The 18,302-nt window shown below is 74.2% G+C and carries 17 protein-coding genes; 7 read left to right on the top strand and 10 right to left on the bottom strand.

What is annotated here, in order from left to right; translation table 11 throughout:
* Nucleotides 1-85 precede the first annotated feature (85 nt).
* Nucleotides 86-1,585 carry an MATE family efflux transporter gene (locus ACWEQL_RS03145; protein WP_452148405.1) on the bottom strand — a complete coding sequence of 500 codons (1,500 nt, stop codon included), beginning with the start codon at nt 1,583-1,585 and terminating at the stop codon, nt 86-88.
* Between the two features lie 96 nt (nt 1,586-1,681).
* Here ACWEQL_RS03145 and ACWEQL_RS03140 point away from each other — a divergent pair, with 96 nt between their 5' ends.
* Together ACWEQL_RS03140 and ACWEQL_RS03135 are read left to right on the top strand one after the other, a co-directional pair.
* On the top strand, nt 1,682-2,269 hold the full coding sequence (locus ACWEQL_RS03140) for a PadR family transcriptional regulator (protein ID WP_452148404.1): 588 nt from the start codon (nt 1,682-1,684) through the stop codon (nt 2,267-2,269).
* An 88-nt stretch (nt 2,270-2,357) separates the two neighbouring features.
* Nucleotides 2,358-3,419 (top strand): ferritin-like domain-containing protein, encoded by a 1,062-nt coding sequence (locus ACWEQL_RS03135; protein ID WP_452148403.1) that lies wholly within the window; start codon nt 2,358-2,360, stop codon nt 3,417-3,419.
* 87 nt (nt 3,420-3,506) lie between these two features.
* Here the strand turns inward: ACWEQL_RS03135 and def are convergent, their stop codons facing one another.
* From def to ACWEQL_RS03095, 8 genes are all read right to left on the bottom strand, one after another.
* A complete protein-coding gene (gene def, locus ACWEQL_RS03130; protein ID WP_452148402.1) occupies nt 3,507-4,136 on the bottom strand; it encodes a peptide deformylase in 630 nt (209 codons plus the stop codon).
* A 61-nt stretch (nt 4,137-4,197) separates the two neighbouring features.
* Nucleotides 4,198-5,190, bottom strand: coding sequence for a tetratricopeptide repeat protein (locus tag ACWEQL_RS03125; protein ID WP_452148401.1), 993 nt, complete (start codon nt 5,188-5,190; stop codon nt 4,198-4,200).
* 322 nt (nt 5,191-5,512) lie between these two features.
* Entirely contained in the window at nt 5,513-6,799 is a 1,287-nt protein-coding gene (locus ACWEQL_RS03120) for an HD-GYP domain-containing protein (RefSeq protein WP_452148438.1), read from the bottom strand.
* Nucleotides 6,800-6,894: 95 nt separating this feature from the next.
* The gene (locus tag ACWEQL_RS03115) at nt 6,895-8,340 is read right to left on the bottom strand and encodes an HD-GYP domain-containing protein (protein WP_452148400.1); all 1,446 of its coding nucleotides are present in this window, start codon (nt 8,338-8,340) and stop codon (nt 6,895-6,897) included.
* 365 nt (nt 8,341-8,705) lie between these two features.
* On the bottom strand, nt 8,706-9,080 hold the full coding sequence (gene rsrA / locus ACWEQL_RS03110; protein ID WP_452148399.1) for a mycothiol system anti-sigma-R factor: 375 nt from the start codon (nt 9,078-9,080) through the stop codon (nt 8,706-8,708).
* Nucleotides 9,080-9,982 (bottom strand): sigma-70 family RNA polymerase sigma factor, encoded by a 903-nt coding sequence (locus ACWEQL_RS03105; protein WP_452148398.1) that lies wholly within the window; start codon nt 9,980-9,982, stop codon nt 9,080-9,082. The genes rsrA and ACWEQL_RS03105 overlap by 1 nt, the downstream gene beginning before the upstream one ends.
* 130 nt (nt 9,983-10,112) lie before the next feature.
* Nucleotides 10,113-10,781: an alpha/beta hydrolase family protein gene (locus ACWEQL_RS03100; RefSeq protein ID WP_452148397.1), complete on the bottom strand. Its 669-nt coding sequence runs from the start codon at nt 10,779-10,781 to the stop codon at nt 10,113-10,115.
* Nucleotides 10,782-10,846: 65 nt separating this feature from the next.
* Nucleotides 10,847-11,593, bottom strand: coding sequence for an SOS response-associated peptidase (locus tag ACWEQL_RS03095; protein WP_452148396.1), 747 nt, complete (start codon nt 11,591-11,593; stop codon nt 10,847-10,849).
* A gap of 130 nt (nt 11,594-11,723) precedes the next feature.
* Here ACWEQL_RS03095 and ACWEQL_RS03090 point away from each other — a divergent pair, with 130 nt between their 5' ends.
* The 5 genes from ACWEQL_RS03090 to hisN all read left to right on the top strand — a co-directional run bounded on the left by ACWEQL_RS03090 (nt 11,724) and on the right by hisN (nt 16,395).
* Entirely contained in the window at nt 11,724-12,449 is a 726-nt protein-coding gene (locus ACWEQL_RS03090; protein ID WP_452148395.1) for a M50 family metallopeptidase, read from the top strand.
* A gap of 167 nt (nt 12,450-12,616) precedes the next feature.
* Nucleotides 12,617-13,945, top strand: a complete 1,329-nt coding sequence (aroA, locus tag ACWEQL_RS03085; RefSeq protein ID WP_452148394.1) for a 3-phosphoshikimate 1-carboxyvinyltransferase — start codon at nt 12,617-12,619, stop codon at nt 13,943-13,945.
* Between the two features lie 16 nt (nt 13,946-13,961).
* Nucleotides 13,962-15,017, top strand: coding sequence for a ribosome small subunit-dependent GTPase A (gene rsgA, locus ACWEQL_RS03080; protein ID WP_452148393.1), 1,056 nt, complete (start codon nt 13,962-13,964; stop codon nt 15,015-15,017).
* 170 nt (nt 15,018-15,187) lie between these two features.
* Nucleotides 15,188-15,511: a DMT family transporter gene (locus ACWEQL_RS03075; RefSeq protein ID WP_452148392.1), complete on the top strand. Its 324-nt coding sequence runs from the start codon at nt 15,188-15,190 to the stop codon at nt 15,509-15,511.
* A gap of 86 nt (nt 15,512-15,597) precedes the next feature.
* Nucleotides 15,598-16,395, top strand: coding sequence for a histidinol-phosphatase (hisN, locus tag ACWEQL_RS03070; protein WP_452148391.1), 798 nt, complete (start codon nt 15,598-15,600; stop codon nt 16,393-16,395).
* 422 nt (nt 16,396-16,817) lie between these two features.
* Here the strand turns inward: hisN and ACWEQL_RS03065 are convergent, their stop codons facing one another.
* On the bottom strand, nt 16,818-18,293 hold the full coding sequence (locus ACWEQL_RS03065) for a catalase (protein ID WP_452148390.1): 1,476 nt from the start codon (nt 18,291-18,293) through the stop codon (nt 16,818-16,820).
* Nucleotides 18,294-18,302: the final 9 nt, after the last annotated feature.

The following is an 18,302-nucleotide window of genomic DNA, read 5'->3' as shown; positions in this document are numbered from 1 at the left end:
GAGCGCCGGCCCGTGGACGCCGGACGCGTTCCGGCTCTCCGAACTCCCGCCGATGATGACGGGCTGGTGGCTGCTGCGGCCGGCCTCACAGATCCGGGGCACCTGGCGCACCGCCCCCGCCGCGGCGGACTGGCTCGTCGGGCAGTACGAGGCGCACACTCCGGGCGGCGACCCCTGGCTCCCCACCGAGACCCGGCGGCTGCACGCCATCGAACGACTGGAGAACGCCGCCGATGTCGTCTGGGCCCGCTGGACCTCGGACAGCCGCTGGACCGGCCACTACGTGATCGCCTGCCCCAACGCCGCCCACCCTGGCATCCCCTGCCCGCGCTGACCGGGCGAGAACCCGGCCACTGCCCATCACCGCCACCTGCACCACCGCGCTGAGCGTCATCGCCAGCCAGATCCCGTCCACTCCGAGCAGCCGCGACAGGCCGTACCCGGCGAGGAGTTGGACCCCCAACCCGAGCACCGTCGCCGTGACCAGCACCCGGCCGCGGCCCGACGCCTGGAGCACCCCGCCGAGCGCCACCGCCAGGGCGTACGGGACCAGGTAGAGGCCCATCAGTCGCAGGAAGCCCACCGATTCGGCCACCACGGCCGGGTCGGAGGTGAACAACCGGGTCAGTGGCACCGCCGCCGCCGCGCACAGCACCGCGAAGGCGCCGCCCACCGCGCCCGCCAGCAGCGCCGTGCTCCGCGCGAGCCCGTCACCCGGCAGGCCCCGCCCGAGCCGCCGCCCGGTCTCGATGAACGCCGCCTGCCGCACCGCGTAGAAGGCCATCGTGGCGACCAGCAGCACCCGGTACCCCACCCCGTACCCGGCCAGCGCCGCGACGCCGAAGGAGGAGATCAGCCCCAGCTGGGCCGTTCCGACGGCCATCCGGGCCGTGAAGTCCACGCCGAGCGGCGCGCCCGCCGCCAGCAGTGGCCCGACCGGCGCCGCCTGCGTACGGGCCCGCCCGCCGGCCCGGAACCGCAGCCCCGCCGTCACGGCCAGCGCCACCGCCCGGGAGCCGACCAAGGCCACTGCCGCACCGGTCAGCCCCAGCGGGCCGCGGATCAGCAGCGGGTCCAGCACCAGCAGCAGGGCGTTGGAGAGCAGTGCCATCCGCATCGGGGTGCGGGTGTCCCCGGTGCCCTTGAAGAGGTCGTCGGCCACCTTCTGCGCGAAGAACAGCGGGAACCCGAGGAACGCCACCAGCAGGTAGCCGTCGGCCGCCGCCACGGCCGGCCCGTCCAGGAACAGCCCGGCCAGCTCCGCCCGCCACAGCGCCCCCGGCACCGCGATCAGCACCGAGCCGCCCGCGCAGAGCCGCCAGGCCGTACGGGCGGTGCCCCGCGCCGCCACCGCGTCGCCCGCGCCCGCCGCCCGGGCGGTGAGCAGCGCGGCACCCGAGCCGACCACCAGCACCGGGCCGAGCAGCAGGTTCTCCAGGCTCGCGGCGAGCGTCACGGTCGCCACCGCCGCGCCGCCGAGGCCGGCCACCCAGAAGGTGCTGATCAGCGCCGCGACCACGCCGGACAGCAGCTCCGCGTACACCGGCCCGGCGAGTGCGCCCAGCCGCCTCAGGTCCGCCCTCACGACGCCCATCCCCCTCGATTCGAGCTACCTCGATTCGAGGTAGCTCGATAAGAGATAGCATGACGGAGGCCACCCCACAAGCGATCGGGAGAGCGCGTGCTGACCCTGGCGATCCTCGGCTTCCTCGACGAAGAGCCCCTGCACGGCTACGAGTTGAAGTCCCGACTGACCCGGCTCACCGGCCACGTCAAGCCGGTCAGCGACGGCGCGCTCTACCCCGCCATCACCCGGATGGAGAAGGCCGGACAGCTCCTGCGCCGGGAGGGGCCCGGCAGCGGCGCGGCACCCCGGCAGACCCTCGAACTCACCGACGAGGGCCGGGCGGAGCTGCGGCGACGGCTGCGCGAGCCGTCCGCACTGGAGATCTCCGACCAGCTGCGCTTCTTCACCCTGCTCACCTTCCTCGACCGGCTGCCCGACCCCGCCGACCAACTCGCGGTACTGCGGCGCCGGCTGGCCTTCCTCGACGAACCCACCAGCTTCTTCCACGACCGGAAGGGCAGCCCGGTGGCCGCCGAGCGGGAGCCGAACCGCTACCGGCGGGGCATGCTGCTGATCGCCCGCGCGACCGGCCGCGCCGAACGCGAGTGGCTCACCGGCGCGATCGCCGAACTGGAGGCCGAGGTCGCCGCGAGAGAGGCCGAGGTCGCCGCGAAGGAGCACACCGTTCGCTCGTCCGGATGAACTCCCGGACCATACCGGCCACAGACGTCCGCATACGATCCTCCCCCGAGTACGGTCCGGCCGACAGCCGAACCGAAAGGGGCCCACCGTGACGACCGGAATCCTCGACTACCGGAGCGACGCGATCGTCCAGCTCATGAACATCGCGGAGGAGGACTGGACCGAGCAGGAGCTCAAGGAGGCGCTCCAGCGGGCGATCATGCTGGAACTCTCCACCATCCCGCCCTACGCCACCGCCCTCTGGTCGATCACCGACCCGGACAACAGCAAGCCGGTCCGGCACACCATCCGCGAGATCGTCTTCGACGAGATGTCGCACTTCGGCCTGGTCTGCAACATGCTCACCACCATCGGCGGCACCGTCGTCCTCACCGACCCCGCCACCGTACCGAAGTACCCGGGCCAGCTGCCCGGCGGCGTCAACCCCGGCCTGGAGGTGTTCCTCAGCGGGCTGACCCGGGACTCGGCCTGCCTGTTCGCCGACATCGAGAAGCCCGAGCACCCGCTCGCCTTCGCGGAAGACGGCAACACCATCGGCGCGTTCTACCAGCGCATCGCCGACGTCTTCCCCAATTTCGCCCACCTGATCACGGGGGAGCGGCAGGTGGAGTTCCCGCTCGGATCGAGCCACGGCGCCGGCAACGACATCGTCGCGATGAACACCATCGACGACGTGCTCGCAGCCATCCACGTCATCCAGACCCAGGGTGAGGGCACCGACGCCTCCCCGGAGAACCCCTTCCCCGGCGCCCCGGGCGAACTCGCGCACTACTACGCCTTCAAGGAGATCGCGGTCGGCAAGAAGCTCGTCCGCGACCCCCAGACGGGGAAGTTCGACTTCAACGGTCCCGACGTCCCGCTGCCCGACACCTCCCCGGTCGGGAGGGTCCCCGCGGGCGGCTGGGCCAACTCCCCCGGCAACGAGCCCGACCAGACCACCGCCGCCCTCCTGCAGGAGTTCAACCAGCACTACAGCGACATGCTGCGCTCCCTCCAGGACGCCTGGGGCGCGGGCGGGGCCGGCGAGATCGGCCCGGCCATCGGGGCGATGGGGCTGATGCGCCGCGCCGCCCAGAAGATCAACGGCATCAAGCTCCCCGCCGACCCCCGCTTCACCTACGGCCCGGAGTGGCTGTTCGTCCAGCCGTAGTTCGTCCGGAGCCCCGACACCACGGATCCAGGCATGACGAAGGCCGGCGCGGTCCCACCGCGCCGGCCTTCAACACGCCTTCGGCCGTTACTCGTTCGGCACGGTCGCGTAGCGCGGGGTCTGCTCGGACATCTGCCGCAGGGCGTCCTTGCGGTCGCGCTTGGACAGCTTGTCGATGTAGAGGAAGCCGTTCAGGTGGTCGGTCTCGTGCTGGAGGCAGCGGGCGAAGAAGCCGGTGCCCTCGACCCGGACCTCGTTGCCGTCCTTGTCCTGGCCGGTGACCGCGGCCCAGTCCGGGCGCGGCAGCTCGGCGTACGCGCCGGGGACCGACAGGCAGCCCTCGTTGCCGTCGTCCAGCACCCGGCGGGCGGGCGGGACGTCCTCCAGCACCGGGTTCACGATGTGACCGACGTGGCGCACGCCGTCGTCGTCCGGGCAGTCCCAGACGAAGACCTTGAGGTCGACGCCGATCTGGTTGGCGGCCAGGCCCACGCCCTCGGCCGCGTACATCGACTGGAACATGTCGTCGATCAGCGTGGACAGCTCGCCGTCGAAGGCGGTGACGTCCTGACACTCCTTGTGCAGCACCGGGTTGCCGACGACCGTGATCGGACGGGCGGTGCCCTTGCTCAGGTCCGGCTCCGTGCCGACCACCTTCGCGGGCCTGTCCTCCTCACCGTGCTGGTGCTCGTGGTCGTGCTCGTGCTGGTCCGCCATGTCGCTTCCGCTTCGCTTCCGTGAATCGTCCGGGTGTACCTCACCAGGGTAGTTGCCGCCCTCAGCACACTTCTTCGAGATCGCGGTAGGCCCGGCTGCCCGGGGAGCCGGCGACCCAGCGGTCCAGCAGCGAGCGCACCAGGGAGGCCGGGGCGGCGATCCCGCACTCCCGCTCCACCAGCCAGGACATCCCCGCGGCGCCGCCCTGGCTGAGGTGGCTGAGGTGGCCCGGGTGGGCCGCGTCGCCGTCGTCGTGCGGGTCGTGGTGCGCGGTGTGGCCGTCGTCGGCGGCCATCCGGCTCTCCGAACAGGCCCGGCAGAGCAGCCGCACCGAGGACGTCCAGTCCTCGGCCGCGTACCCGGCCTCGGCGACCAGCCGCTCCAGCGCGTCCCGGTCGGCGGCGGTGGCGGCCTGCAGCAGCACCACGAAGGTCGGCACCGGGGACGGCGCCCACAGCTCGATCTCGTCGAACACCGGGTACGCCACCCCGTCGGTGACCCGCTCGCCGTGCGGGGCGCCGTCGTGCAGCACCACCTCGCCCCAGCGGCGGCCCGAGGAGGGCAGCGGGATGGAGAGCACCTCGATCCGGGCCGGGTCCAGCCGCCGGCCCCAGACCACCTCGGACTCACCGTCCGGGGACAGCCGCACCGGGGTGGTGCCCAGGTCCAGACTGACCGGGCCGTCCGGGCGCTCGCCCGGGCCGCCGGGCAGCCGCAGGCCGTACGCCTGCCAGGCGCGGCGCGCCAGCGGCCAGTCCTGGAGGGCGGTGGCGGTGATGCCGAGGTTCCACCAGTCGGGGGCGCCCTGCTCGCGGTCCAGCAGGGCGACCGCCCGCAGGCCGGCCGAGCGGGCCTGCTCCCAGTCGCGGCGGAACTTGTGCAGCAGGGCGAGGTTGAACCAGGAGTCGGAGAGCCACGGCTCCAGATCGGCGGCCATCACCAGCAGCGCACCGGCGTCCTCGTAACGGCCGTCGCCGATCAGCGTGAAGGCCCGGTCGGTCGTCTGCCGCCAGGTGGCGGACGGCCGGTGCCGTGCCCGGTGGAAGATCCTCACGTTCCGTCCCTGCCGTCGTCGTCCGCTCAGTCCTGCACCGGAAGTCCCGGTGCCCCGGGTCGGTGTTCCACGCTACGACCGCATCCAACCACGCCCGTGGCCGCCCGCGCTCCCCACTGCCCACGGTCGGGCCCGCATCCCGGGCCCGTCCCCTCTCCAGCCTGCCCGCCCCGCCGCGCCGCCTCAACCCCAGGAGCCCCGCCGGTCCCGCCCGATCCCGGGCCGCCGGTCACACACCGTCACCAACGGGCCCCCGCCCGGCCGCGCACCGGCGCATCACCCGGCCGCGGACCGGCGCGTCATCCGGCCGCGCGCCGGCGCGTCACCCTCCGCCGCCCACCCGCGCGAGGGCGTCCACCACCCGCGCGTCGTACACGCGCCCGCGCCCCAGCCGCAGCACCTCCAGCACCTCCAGGCGCCCCACCGCCTCCCCCACGCCCCGGCCGCGGGCGGCGGTCAGCAGGTCGTCGTGGGCGTTGGCCACCCGGATGATCCGGGCCGCCAGCGGCAGGCTGCGGTCGTGGCCGCCGTCCGGCCCGTGGCAGGGGTCGGCCAGCCGGGCGACCTGGTCGGCCACCCTGCGGGGCACCCCGGTCCGGCGGATCACCTCGCTGCCCAGCCGGGCGATCCGCTGCTGCTCCTCGTCGGGCAGCACCGCGGTCGCGCCGTCCGGCACCGGCTCCACCAGCGACAGCTGCCCGATGTCGTGCATCAGCGCCGCGTACTCCAGCAGGGCGAGCTCGCGCGAGCCCATCCCCAGCTCCCGGCCGAGCGCGCAGGCGGTGTCGGCGACCCGGCGGGCGTGGCCGGGGGGCGTGTAGCCGGCCACCTCGGTGGCCTTGGCCAGGCTCGCGATGGTCTGCCCGGTGGTCGCCCTGACGGCGGCGGCCCGCCGGAAGGAGACCTGGGCCAGCAGCAGCGGCGCGCAGAACAGCGGCAGCGCCCAGATCCCCACCTCGCCGGCCGCCAGCCCCACCAGCATCCCGGTGGCGGCGATCGCCGAGCCGATCCCGGGCAGCGCCCGCAGCTCGTCCTCCAGCGCCGCGGGGAACCGCAGCCCGCTGCGGGCCCGCCGCAGCACCGCCGCCAGGGTGGCGTCGCAGAGCGCGGCCAGCGCCGCCACCAGGGCCAGGAACGCCCCGTACGCCGGGCCGGTCGGCGACCAGCGGTCGAGCAGACCGCTGTTGTACAGCGGCTGGAACACGGCGGCGGCGAACCCCACGCTCAGCAGCCGCCGGGCGGTGGTGTCCCGGCGCAGCGGATCCAGGCCGGGCAGCCGCCGGCGGCGGCGCAGCGCGGGCGGCAGCACCGCCCGGGGCAGCACCGCGCCCGGCACCACCGCCAGCAGCAGCCCGGCGCCGGTGACGGCCACCACCTGGAGCACCCCGTGCGAGGTCGGCAGCCCGCGCAGCGGCCCGAGCAGCGCGTACGCCAGCGCCCCGGCCGCCCCGATCGGGGCCTGCTCCCGGTCGCCCGGCAGGGTGATCCGGACGCACTCGCCGAGCGCGATCAGCGCGGTGAAGGCCAGTGCCACCCGGGGCTGGACCACCCCGCAGACGGCGACCGAGCAGAAGGACGCGGCCAGCAGCGCGCCCGCCGCGAGGTGCACCGCGGCGGCGCCGCGCGAGTCCGTCCACCCGGTGAACCGCAGCAGGCCGCCCGCCGTACGCCCGGCCGTCGCCCGGGTCGCCGCGGCCGGGCCGGTCACTGCGGCCCCACGGTGGGCACGCCGCCGCCCTGGGCCGGCACCCCCCGGCCGGGGGCCCGGACCGGCTCGGGCACCCCGAGCGGGATGTCCGGCACCGCGCGGATCGAACCGTCGGCCGGCGGCAGCACCGGCTGCCAGTCGAAGTCGGCGAGCGCGTCGATCAGCGCCCGGACCATCACCGGGTCGAACTGGCTGCCCGAGCAGCGCTCCAGCTCCGCCACCGCCTCGGTCACCGGCCGGCCCCGCCGGTAGGAGCGGGTGGAGGTCATCGAGTCGAAGGCGTCCGCCACCGAGATGATCCGGGCGAATTCCGGGATCCGCTCCCCCGCCAGCCCGCTCGGGTAGCCGCGGCCGTCCATCCGCTCGTGGTGGTGCAGGATCCCGGCGTGCGCCTCGCCGAGGAACGCGATGCCGCGCACCAGCTCGTACCCGTGCACCGGGTGCACCTCGACCGCCCGGCGCTCGGCCTCGCTCAGGGGACCGTTTCTGCGCAGCAGCTCGGTGGCCACGCCCAGCTTGCCGACGTCGTGCAGGATCCCGGCGTACTCCAGCGTGCGCAGCCGCTCGGCCTCCATCCCCAGCTGGCGGGCGATCAGCACGGCGGCCTTGCCGACCCGTTCGCTGTGCCCCCGGGTGTACGAGTCCTTGATCTCCACGGCCTGCACCAGCGCCTGGACGGTGGCCCGGTGGGCGTCGCGCTCCCGGTGGCCCTGGGCGAACACCCAGGCCGAGATCGACAGCGGCAGCAGCGCCAGCAGCGCCGCGAAGGCGCCGTACGGGCCCTGCCAGAGCACCGCGACCATCAGCCCGCCGGCCGCGTGCACCAGCACCGGCAGCCCGAGCACGGCCCGCAGGCCCCGCAGCAGCACGGCCGGGCGCCGGCCCTCGGCCAGCATCAGCATGCCGCCCACCAGCACCCCGTTGACCAGGCAGAACGCGGCCACGGCGGCCAGGCCCGGCAGCAGCGCGGCGGGGAAGCGCGAGCCGAGCAGCAGCTGCGGCCCGGACAGCTGGTGGAAGACCACCGACGCGACGAAGGCGCAGAGCGCGAGCTGGGCGGCGTTCCACAGCTGGCGCAGCCGGCAGTGCGGCTCGGCGTGGCCGAGCAGTCCGGCCGGGACGGCGACCAGGGCGGCGGCGGCCGGGGGCAGCATCAGCACTCCGGCGAACAGCACCGGGAAGAAGGCGTTCACGCTGGGCCGGGACGGGCCGCGCACGGCCGGCGGCGGGCGGCGCAGCAGGGTCCGGACCAGTTTGAGGCAGGGGGTGGGCAGGCCCTGGGCCAGCGACTCCCAGCACACGTGGAGGAAGGCCAGCAGGCCGACCTTGGGCCAGTCGACCGGGGCGCCGAGCCAGCCGGGGGTGCCCAGCGGGACGGCCACCGGCACCAGCGGCAGCAGGCAGCCGAGCGCGGCGACCGGGACCGCGACGAGGTACCGCACGGCGCCCTGCGGCAGGGCTGCGCCTCCACTGTCGGTAGCGATCTCGACCTCCCCGCCGTACCTGACCCGCGCCGCTCAGCACGCCGGGAGGGCCCGGCGGTGAGCGTCCGTCAGAGGATAGGCCGACGCTCCGGCGTGGAGACGCTTGATCGCGGAATGCCGCAGCTGGCGCACCGCCAACTCACTCGAACGAGTGACGGTCGCAGAAGTGACCCGAACAGGGCCCGAAAGCGGCACGCCCGCGTCGCAGGTTGCGTGCCCGCCGCGCGGACGCGACACGGCCCCGGGAGCCGTCGTCCGCTCCCGGGGCCGTGCCCGTGCTCACGTCATGGTGGTGCCGCGCCGCGCCCGTACGGGCGGGGGCGCTACCGCTCCTGACCCACCGCCTCGGCGGGGGCTTGCCGAGTGGCCGGCTCGTCCGCCAGGTCGGCGTGCACCTCGACCGAGGTGTCGACGGCGACCACCAGCGGCTCGCCGGTGCGCTGCCCGGCCCGGATCGAGTCGATCCTGGCCAGCACCTTGCCGCGGAGGTCCGCCGGGGTGTCGTCGCACCCGCAGGAGCGCTTGATCAGTGCCTTGATGGCCTGTTCCAGGCCGTACTTCTCCAAGCACGGCGAGCACTCCTCGAAGTGCACGCGCAGCTTGGCGCAATCACCCTCGGCCATCTCGTTGTCGAGGAATTCGTAGAGGTGGTCGAGGACCTCGCCACACTCGGTGTCGTGCGGATCGCCGCAGCTCATCAGCCCGAGCCCTTCGCTTCCTGCCCTGCCCCGCTGCCGGCCGGGACGAGCCCGCGCTCACGGGCGTAATCCTCCAGCATGCCGCGCAGCTGACGGCGGCCGCGGTGCAGCCGGGACATCACCGTACCGATGGGGGTACCCATGATGTCCGCGATCTCCTTGTACGCAAAGCCCTCGACGTCCGCCAGGTAGACGGCGATGCGGAACTCCTCCGGGATGGCCTGGAGGGCGTCCTTCACATCGCTGTCGGGGAGGTGTTCGAGCGCCTGGGTCTCGGCCGAGCGCAGTCCGGTCGACATGTGCGACTCGGCGCGGGCCAGCTGCCAGTCCTCGATCTCCTCGGCGGCGGTGCGCTGGGGCTCCCGCTGCTTCTTGCGGTACGAGTTGATGAACGTGTTGGTGAGGATGCGGTACAGCCAGGCCTTGAGGTTGGTGCCCTCGCGGAACTGGTGGAAGGACGCGTACGCCTTGGCGAACGCCTCCTGGAGCAGGTCCTCCGCGTCGGCCGGGTTGCGGGTCATCCGCAGGGCGGCCGAGTACATCGGGTCCAGGTAGCCCAGGGCGTCGCGCTCGAAGCGCTCCCGCCGGGCCTCCTCGCTCTCCTCGGCCGACACCCGGAAGGTGTCCTCACCGATCGCCTCGGCCAGCTCCTCACCGGTGAGCGCTTCACCCGCGGGCAGGCCCTCCCCCAGGCCCTCGCCCGGCTCGGCCTCGTGCTCGGTCCCGACGACCGGACCCACCTCCTCGGCATGGCGAACACGGCCCACTGCGGGCCGCCCCGAAATGGAGGATATCGGGCTGACGGGCTTCTCGCCCGCGACAATCCAGTCCGACCACGCGGGTGCCAAGGCCGTGGCGGCCTCGCGCTCCTCGGGCCGCTCGGGGCACGCGATCGAACCCATCTGTGCTGCCTCTCACCGGGACTCAAGCTGACGAGGGTGTCAACCAACCCGGCGCCGTCCGCATTCCCGCCCCGCCCGCCACATTCACCCGAACGGCGCAACAGACCCGGCGGATCCGTGAAAGCCGTGGTCAGCAGCCCCGGCCCGCCCCGGGGCGCCCGGACCCGAGCAGCTCCGCCAGCCAGCCGGCGACCCCGTCGGTGATCAGCTCCAGCACCTCGTCCGCCCCCAGCGGCGCCCGCTGGGGCACCGCGAACCCGTGCCCCGCGTACGGCACCGGCAGCAGCCGGTGGCCCTGCGGCAACTCCGGGAACTCCTCCGGCCCGCCGAAGGGGTCCGCCCCGCCCTGGACCACCAGCGTGGGCAGCCCGGACCCCAGCAGCTCCTCGGCCCGGCTCTTCTCCGGCCGGCCCGGCGGGTGCAGCGGGAAGGCCAGCGCCAGCACCCCGACCGCCCCGGTGTCGGCGCCCGTCCGGCAGGCCACCCGGGCGCCGGCGCTGCGGCCGCCGACGACCAGCGGCAGGCCCCGCCCGGCCAGCCGCTCCGTCACCGGCCGCCAGGCCGTGTCCAGGGTCTTCGGCGCCGGGCCCAGCCGCTTGTCGGCCACCCGCCAGGGCTGCTCGACCAGCGCCACCGAGACGCCCAGCGGCGGCAGCGCGGCGGCCAGCGCCCGCAGGTCCGCGGCCTCGATGCCGCCCCCGGCACCGTGGCCGAGGGCGAGCAGGCCCTTCGGGGCCGCCGCGGGGTGGTCGGTGATCCGGGCGTCCCCGGCGGGCGTGGCGACGAGCTCGGTGGTCATGGGGCGCTCCGGAAGGGCGTACGGGAGGGGCGTACGGGGGGCGGCGGGCGGGGGCGGCGGGCGGGTCAGAACAGGGTGGTCACCGGCTCGGTCCACGGCCGGGTCAGCTCCGGGTGGTCGTTGCGGATGTTGCCGACGTCCGGCGAGACCGGGGTGGCCAGCAGGGCACCGGGCGGCGGGGGTATCAGCAGCCGGCCCAGCCGCTCCGGGTCGTCCACCCGCGGGTCCAGCCAGTCGTCGTACGCCTCGCGGTCGAGGAACAGCGGCATCCGCGGGTGGATCGGGGCCAGCAGCTCCTCGGCGTCCGTGGTGACCACGGTGAAGGTCACCAGCCAGCCCTCCGGGTGGTCCGCGGGCACCGCCCGGTCGCGCCAGAACTCGTACAGCCCGGCCAGGGCGAGCGGGGCGCCGTCCGCGCGGTGCACGAAGAACGGCCGCTTGCGGGGCCTGCCGCGGCCCTCCTGCACGGTCTGCCACTCGTAGTAGCCGTCCACCGGCAGGATGCAGCGGCGGGAGGCGAAGGCCTGGCGGTACGCGGGCTTCTCGTGGACGGTGTCGGCGCGCGCGTTGATCATCTTCACCGCCGTCTCCGGCGAGGACGCCCACTGCGGCACCAGGCCCCAGCGCAGCACCCGCAGCTGCCGCACCGGCTCCGGCGCCCCCCTGGGCATCCGTTCCAGCACCACGAAGGCGCGCTGCGTCGGCGCCACGTTCCAGCTCGGGGCCAGCGTCTCGGCCGGATCCCACTGCTCCACGCCGAACAGCTCGACGATGTCCTCGGGTCCGGTGCCGGCGGCGAAGCGACCACACATGCCGTCAGCTTGCCACGCGAGAACCGGCCCCTGTCGCCCGGCCGTCCTCCCGTGGGAGGCTGCGGGGCCCGGGACGGCCCAGGCCTCCCGGCGAGAACGGCCCGCGGGGCGGGCGGGACAGGAGGACGGCGTGGACGGACAGCACCTCGGCGAGCTGTGGGACCGGGTCGCCGGCACCCAGCCCGCCCCGCCCGGCTGGCTCGCCCTGGCCACCGGCGCGGTCGCCCTGCTCGCCGTGCTGCTCCGCCCGGTCTGGCGGCTGACCCGCAACGCGGTGACCATCGCCCACGAGGGCGGCCACGGCCTCGTCGCCCGGCTCACCGGCCGCCGGCTCGCCGGGATCCGCCTGCACTCCGACACCTCCGGGCTCACCCTCTCCTACGGCCGCCCCAGCGGCCCCGGCATGGTGTTCACCGCCGCCGCCGGCTACACCGCGCCCGCCCTGCTCGGCCTCGGCGGGGCCGTGCTGCTCGGCCTGAACCGGATCACCCTGCTGCTGTGGCTGGTGATCCTGCTGCTGCTCGCGCTGCTGGTGCGGATCCGCAACGCCTTCGGCGTGTTCTCCGTGCTGCTCACCGGCGCCGCCTTCGTCCTGGTCTCCTGGTTCGGCAGCCCCGAGCTCCAGGCCGGCTTCGCCTACCTCGGCATCTGGTTCCTGCTGCTCGGCGGCGTCCGCCCGGTGCTGGAGCTCCAGCAGGAGCGCCGCCGCGGCCGCGCCCCCGACTCGGACGCCGACCAGCTGGCCCGCCTCACCGGCGTCCCGGCGCTCGCCTGGGTGGCCCTCTTCCTGATCACCGCCCTGGCCTGCCTCGCCGTCGGCGCGGCCCGCCTGCTGCTGCCGTTCACCACCGGCTGACCGCGCGCCCCTCCCACCGGGCGGGCGCCGGACGGGCCACCGGGCGGGCGCCGGACGGCCGGGCACCGCCGGGGCGGCCACCGAACCCCGCGCACCCGTTGACCACGGCCGTCCCGGCATGCGGCCACGGGCGGGGACAGTTCCCGTACGGCCCCTAAACTTGCCCCATGACCGAGACCCTGTGGCCCGCCCCCGTCGCGACCACCTCCGTTGACGCCACCGTCACCATCCCCGGCTCCAAGTCGGTCACCAACCGGGCCCTGCTGCTGGCGGCGCTCGCCGACGAGCCCGGCTGGGTGCGCCGTCCGCTGCGCAGCCGCGACTCCCAGCTGATGGCCGACGGCCTGCGCGCCCTGGGCGTCGGCATCGAGGAGCAGGTCAACAACGACAGCGGCGGCACCGGCGGCGGCGAGGCCTGGCGGGTCATCCCGGCCAAGTCCCTGCGCGGCCCGGCCGCCGTGGACGTCGGCAACGCCGGCACGGTCATGCGCTTCCTGCCCCCGCTGGCCGTCCTCGCCGACGGCCCGGTGCACTTCGACGGCGACCCGCGCTGCTACGAGCGCCCCCAGCACGGCGTGATCAACGCCCTGCGCGCGCTCGGCGCCCGGATCGACGACGGCGGCCGCGGCTCCTTCCCGCTCACCGTGCACGGCACCGGCGCGCTGGACGGCGGCCCGGTGGAGCTGGACGCCTCGTCCTCCTCCCAGTTCGTCTCGGCGCTGCTGCTCTCCGGCGCCCGCTACAACAACGGCGTCGAGATCCGCCACGTCGGCGGCCCGGTCCCCTCGCTGCCGCACATCCGGATGACCGTCGAGATGCTGCGCCTGGCCGGCGTCCAGGTCGACGCCCCCGAGGACGGCGGCGAGAAGGACGTCTGGCGGGTCACCCCGGGCGCCCTGCTCGGCCGCGACATGGTGGTCGAGCCCGACCTGTCCAACGCCGCGCCGTTCTTCGCGGCCGCGCTGGTCACCGGCGGCCGGGTGGCCGTCCGCGACTGGCCGAAGCACACCACCCAGCCCGGCGACCAGCTGCGCGAGATCTACACCCGGATGGGCGGCAGCTGCCGCTTCACCGACGAGGGCCTGGAGTTCACCGGCACCGGCCGGATCCACGGCATCGAGGCCGACCTGCACGACGTCGGCGAGCTCACCCCGGTGATCGCCGCGGTCGCCGCCCTCGCCGACTCCGAGTCCCACCTGTACGGCATCGCGCACCTGCGCCTGCACGAGACCGACCGCCTCGCCGCGCTCGCCAAGGAGATCAACGACCTCGGCGGCGACGTCACCGAGACCGAGGACGGTCTGCGGATCCGCCCGCGCGCCCTGCACGGCGGCGTCTTCCACACCTACGAGGACCACCGCCTCGCCACCGCGGCCGCCGTCATCGGCCTGGCCGTGGAGGGCGTCCAGGTGGAGAACGTGGCCACCACCGCCAAGACCCTGCCGGACTTCCCGAACATGTGGGCCGAGCTGCTCGGCGAACCGGCCGGCAGCTGAGCGGGGGCCGAGCACCATGCGCCGCTACGGCAAGGACGCCGACGAGGACGACATCCGCAACCGCCCCGCCCGCCGGGGCTCCCGGCCGCGGACCCGGATCAGGCCCAAGCACGAGGACGCCGCCGAGGCGATGGTCCTGACCGTCGACCGGGGCCGGCTGACCTGCCTGGTCGACGCCGGCACCCGGCAGGAACGCCAGATCGTCGCCATGAAGGCCCGCGAGCTGGGCCGCAAGGGCGTCGTGGTCGGCGACGTCGTCAACCTGGTCGGCGACCTCTCCGGGGACGCCGACACCCTGGCCCGGATCGTCCGGGTCGAGGAACGCACCTCCGTCCTGCGGCGCACCGCCGACGACGACGACCCGTACGAGCGGATCGTCGTCGCCAACGCCGACCAGCTGGCCATCGTCACCGCGCTGGCCGACCCGGAGCCGCGGCCCCGGCTGATCGACCGCTGCCTGGTCGCCGCGTACGACGCGGGCATGGAGCCGCTGCTGGTGCTCACCAAGTCGGACCTGGCGCCCGCCGGGCCGCTGCTGGAGGCGTACGCGCCGCTGGGCATCGAGTACGTGGTCACCCGGCGGGACGAGCTGGCCACCACCGGCGCCGAGGCGGTCCGCGAGCGCCTGCGCGGGCTCTCCACGGTGTTCATCGGCCACTCCGGGGTCGGAAAGACCACGCTGGTCAACGCCCTCGTCCCGGAGCGCCAGCGGAGCACCGGCCACGTCAACGCGGTCACCGGCCGCGGCCGGCACACCACCGTCTCGGCGCTCGCCCTGCGGCTGCCACCGCCCCCGGGCGTCAAGCCGGGCTCGAAGAAGGCGCTGGACCCGGGCTGGGTGATCGACACCCCGGGCTTCCGCTCCTTCGGTCTCTCCCACATCGACCCGTCCCGGGTGATCCACGCCTTCCCCGACCTGGAGCCCGGCACCGAGGAGTGCCCGCGCGCCTGCAGTCACGACGAGCCGGACTGCGCCCTGGACGCCTGGGTCGCGGACGGCCACGCCGATGAGGCCCGGCTGTACTCGCTGCGCCGCCTGTTCGCCAGCAAGGAGGCCCGCGAGGGCGACTGACGAACCGTTCCGGCACCCGCCGGCCCGCCCGTACGCCGCCGCGCGGGCCGGCGGGGCCGGAATTCTCGCCGTTTTCCCGTGTACGAGGTGTCGCCGCGGCACCTCGTGGCGATCATAGGAAAGTCGGGCCGGTTCACGGCCCGTCCGCCGATCGACAGGGAGAGCACGCGATGGCATGGGCCCTGGTGATCCTGGCCGGCCTGCTGGAGACCGGCTTCGCGATCAACCTCAAGCTCAGTGAGGGCTTCACCAAGCTCTGGCCCACCATCAGCTTCTGCGTCTTCGCCCTCGGCAGCTTCGGCCTGCTCACCCTCTCCCTGAAGACCCTCCCGGTCGGCCCCGCCTACGCGGTCTGGACGGGCATCGGCGCCGCCGGCACCGCGATCTACGGCATGGTCTTCCTCGGCGAGTCCACCTCGACCCTCAAGCTGGTCTCGATCAGCCTGGTCATCGCCGGCGTCATCGGCCTGCAGCTCAGCGGTTCGAGCCACTGAAGGCCGCCCGGGAGTGGCCCGGAGTCGCCGTGTCCGCTCCGCGAGCCCGACTGTCCCGATCGGGGAGGGCTCGCTAGGGTTCGGACATGGCCGACTACCACGACGATCTCCGACTCGCCCACGTCCTCGCCGACTCGGCCGACTCGGTCACCCTGGAGCGCTTCCGCGCACTCGACCTCAAGATCGAGACCAAGCCGGACCTCACCCCGGTCAGCGACGCCGACAAGGCCGCCGAGGAACTGGTGCGCGGGGTGCTCCAGCGCGCCCGGCCGCGCGACGCCGTCCTCGGCGAGGAGTTCGGCCTCCAGGGCACGGGCCCGCGCCGCTGGGTGATCGACCCGATCGACGGCACCAAGAACTACATCCGCGGCGTCCCGGTCTGGGCCACCCTGATCGCCCTGCTGGAGGACGGCCCGGACGGCGTCGAGCGCCCGGTGGTCGGCATCGTCTCGGCCCCCGCGATCAACCGCCGCTGGTGGGCCGCCAAGGACCTCGGCGCCTTCGCCGGCCGCAGCCTGGCCAAGGCGAGCCGGATCCACGTCTCCGGGGTCTCCCGGATCGAGGACGCCTCGTTCTCCTACTCCTCGCTCTCCGGCTGGGAGGAGCGCGGCCGCCTCGACCCGTTCCTGGACCTCACCCGGGCCTGCTGGCGCACCCGCGCGTACGGGGACTTCTGGTCGTACATGATGGTCGCCGAGGGCGCGGTGGACATCGCCGCCGAACCGGAGCTGTCGCTGTGGGACATGGCGGCCAACTGCGTCATCGTCGAGGAGGCCGGCGGCCGCTTCACCGGCCTGGACGGCATCCCCGGCCCCGGCGGGGCCGACGCGGTGGCCTCCAACGGCCTGCTCCACGAGGAGGCCCTGCGCCGGCTGGCTGTCTAGCCCGCGCCCCTTCGCCTCCGGGGCGCCCGGGCGGCCGTGATGGCGTGGGCGCCCGAAAGACCGTGTCCGTGAGCCGAAGGGCCGCGCCGGTGCCGAAAGGGATGGAGCGAGGACGCCGCGAGGAACGAGCGGCGTTGGAGCGTGGGGGCACCTCCCGGCCGTCAGGCTGGGGGACGTCGGCACCGGACCGGAGCGGCCCGGAGGCGAGCGGGCGCCCGAAAGACCGCGTCCGTGAGCCGAAGGCCGCGCCGGTGCCGAAAGGGATGGAGCGAGGACGCCGCGAGGAACGAGCGGCGTTGGAGTGACGACTGTCGGCACCGGACCGGAGCGGCCCGGAGGCGAGCGGGCGCCCGAAAGAGGTGCGCGGGCCCCGGGAGACCGCTCCTCAGCTCTCCCGGGGCCCGCCGTTCATCGGGGCGGCGTCACCGCTTGCGCAGCTCCCGCACCGCCGTCTCCAGGCGCTGCCCGTAGTCGGCGTCCGCCTTGCGGAAGTTCTCGACCGCCCGCTCGACGATGTCCTCGCGGTCGGCGGAGACCTTGGCGATGAAGCCGGCCAGGTTGGCGATCAGCCGCTGCTTCTCGTCCTCGGAGAACAGCCGGTAGAGGGTGCCGGCCTGCACGAAGTCGTCGTCCTCGGCGTGCGAGGGCGCCTCGTGGTTGCCGGTGTACCCGGTGACCGGGGTGGCGGCCCACAGCGCGCGGCCGGTCTGCGCCGGGCCGCCGAAGCTGTTCGGCTCGTAGTTCTTGCGGCGGCCGTGGCGGCCGTCGTACAGGTGGCCGTCGCGGTGGTTGGTGAGCGCCTCGGTGGCGTGCGGGCGGTTCACCGGCAGGTGGTCGGCGTTGATGCCGACGCGGTAGCGGTGGGCGTCCGCGTACGCGAACAGGCGGCCCTGGAGCATCTTGTCCGGGGACGGGCCGATGCCGGGCACGAAGTGCGCCGGGGAGAAGATCGACTGCTCGACCTCGGCGAAGACGTTGTCGGGGTTGCGGTTGAGCTCCAGGCGGCCGATCTCGATCGGCGGGTAGTCCGCGTGCGGCCACACCTTGGTGAGGTCGAACGGGTTGAAGCGGTAGTGCGCCGCGTCCGCCGCCGGCATGATCTGGACCTGCACCGTCCAGCTGGGGAACTCGCCGCGCTCGATGGACTCGCGCAGGTCGCGCTGGTGGCTGTCGGGGTCCTCGCCGGCGAGGCGGTTGGCCTCGTCCTGGGTGAGGTTCCTGATCCCCTGGTCGGTCTTGAAGTGGTACTTCACCCAGAAGTGCTCGCCGGCCTCGTTCTGCCACTGGTAGGTGTGCGAGCCGTAGCCGTTGAGGTGGCGGTAGGTGGCGGGGATGCCGCGGTCGCCGAAGAGCCAGGTCACCTGGTGGGTGGACTCGGGCGACAGGCCCCAGAAGTCCCAGACGTTGTCGGCCTCCTGCGAGCCGGTGTACGGGTCGCGCTTCTGGGTGTGGATGAAGTCGGGGAACTTCACGGCGTCCTTGATGAAGAACACCGGGGTGTTGTTGCCGACGAGGTCGTAGTTGCCCTCCTCGGTGTAGAACTTCAGCGCGAAACCGCGGGGGTCGCGCACCGCGTCGGCCGAGCCCAGGTTGCCCGCCACGGTGGAGAACCGCAGGAAGGTCTCGGTCTGCTTGCCCACCTCGGAGAGGAACGCGGCCCGGGTGTAGGCGGTCACGTCGGCGGTCACCGTGAAGGTGCCGTACGCGGCGGCGCCGCGGGCGTGCACCACGCGCTCCGGGATCCGCTCGCGGTTGAAGTGCGCGAGCTTCTCGAAGAGCTGCTGGTCCTGGATCAGGGCCGGGCCGCCGACGCCGGCGGTCTCGGTGTTCTGGTTGTCGGCGACGGGCGCGCCGGACTCCGTGGTGAGGGTGGGCCGCAGGTCGTCCTGGGTCGTCATGGAAGTGCC

The organism is Kitasatospora sp. NPDC004240 (genome assembly GCF_053603215.1).
This window is presented reverse-complemented; position numbering and strand designations above follow the sequence as displayed.

Coding starts and splice junctions, on each gene's coding strand:
- def (WP_452148402.1), bottom strand. CDS start 4,136: ATGGCGGACCAGCACGAGCACGACCACGAGCACCAGCACGGTGAGGAG.
- rsrA (WP_452148399.1), bottom strand. CDS start 9,080: ATGAGCTGCGGCGATCCGCACGACACCGAGTGTGGCGAGGTCCTCGAC.
- ACWEQL_RS03105 (WP_452148398.1), bottom strand. CDS start 9,982: ATGGGTTCGATCGCGTGCCCCGAGCGGCCCGAGGAGCGCGAGGCCGCC.
- ACWEQL_RS03100 (WP_452148397.1), bottom strand. CDS start 10,781: ATGACCACCGAGCTCGTCGCCACGCCCGCCGGGGACGCCCGGATCACC.
- ACWEQL_RS03095 (WP_452148396.1), bottom strand. CDS start 11,593: ATGTGTGGTCGCTTCGCCGCCGGCACCGGACCCGAGGACATCGTCGAG.
- aroA (WP_452148394.1), top strand. CDS start 12,617: ATGACCGAGACCCTGTGGCCCGCCCCCGTCGCGACCACCTCCGTTGAC.
- rsgA (WP_452148393.1), top strand. CDS start 13,962: ATGCGCCGCTACGGCAAGGACGCCGACGAGGACGACATCCGCAACCGC.
- ACWEQL_RS03075 (WP_452148392.1), top strand. CDS start 15,188: ATGGCATGGGCCCTGGTGATCCTGGCCGGCCTGCTGGAGACCGGCTTC.
- hisN (WP_452148391.1), top strand. CDS start 15,598: ATGGCCGACTACCACGACGATCTCCGACTCGCCCACGTCCTCGCCGAC.
- ACWEQL_RS03065 (WP_452148390.1), bottom strand. CDS start 18,293: ATGACGACCCAGGACGACCTGCGGCCCACCCTCACCACGGAGTCCGGC.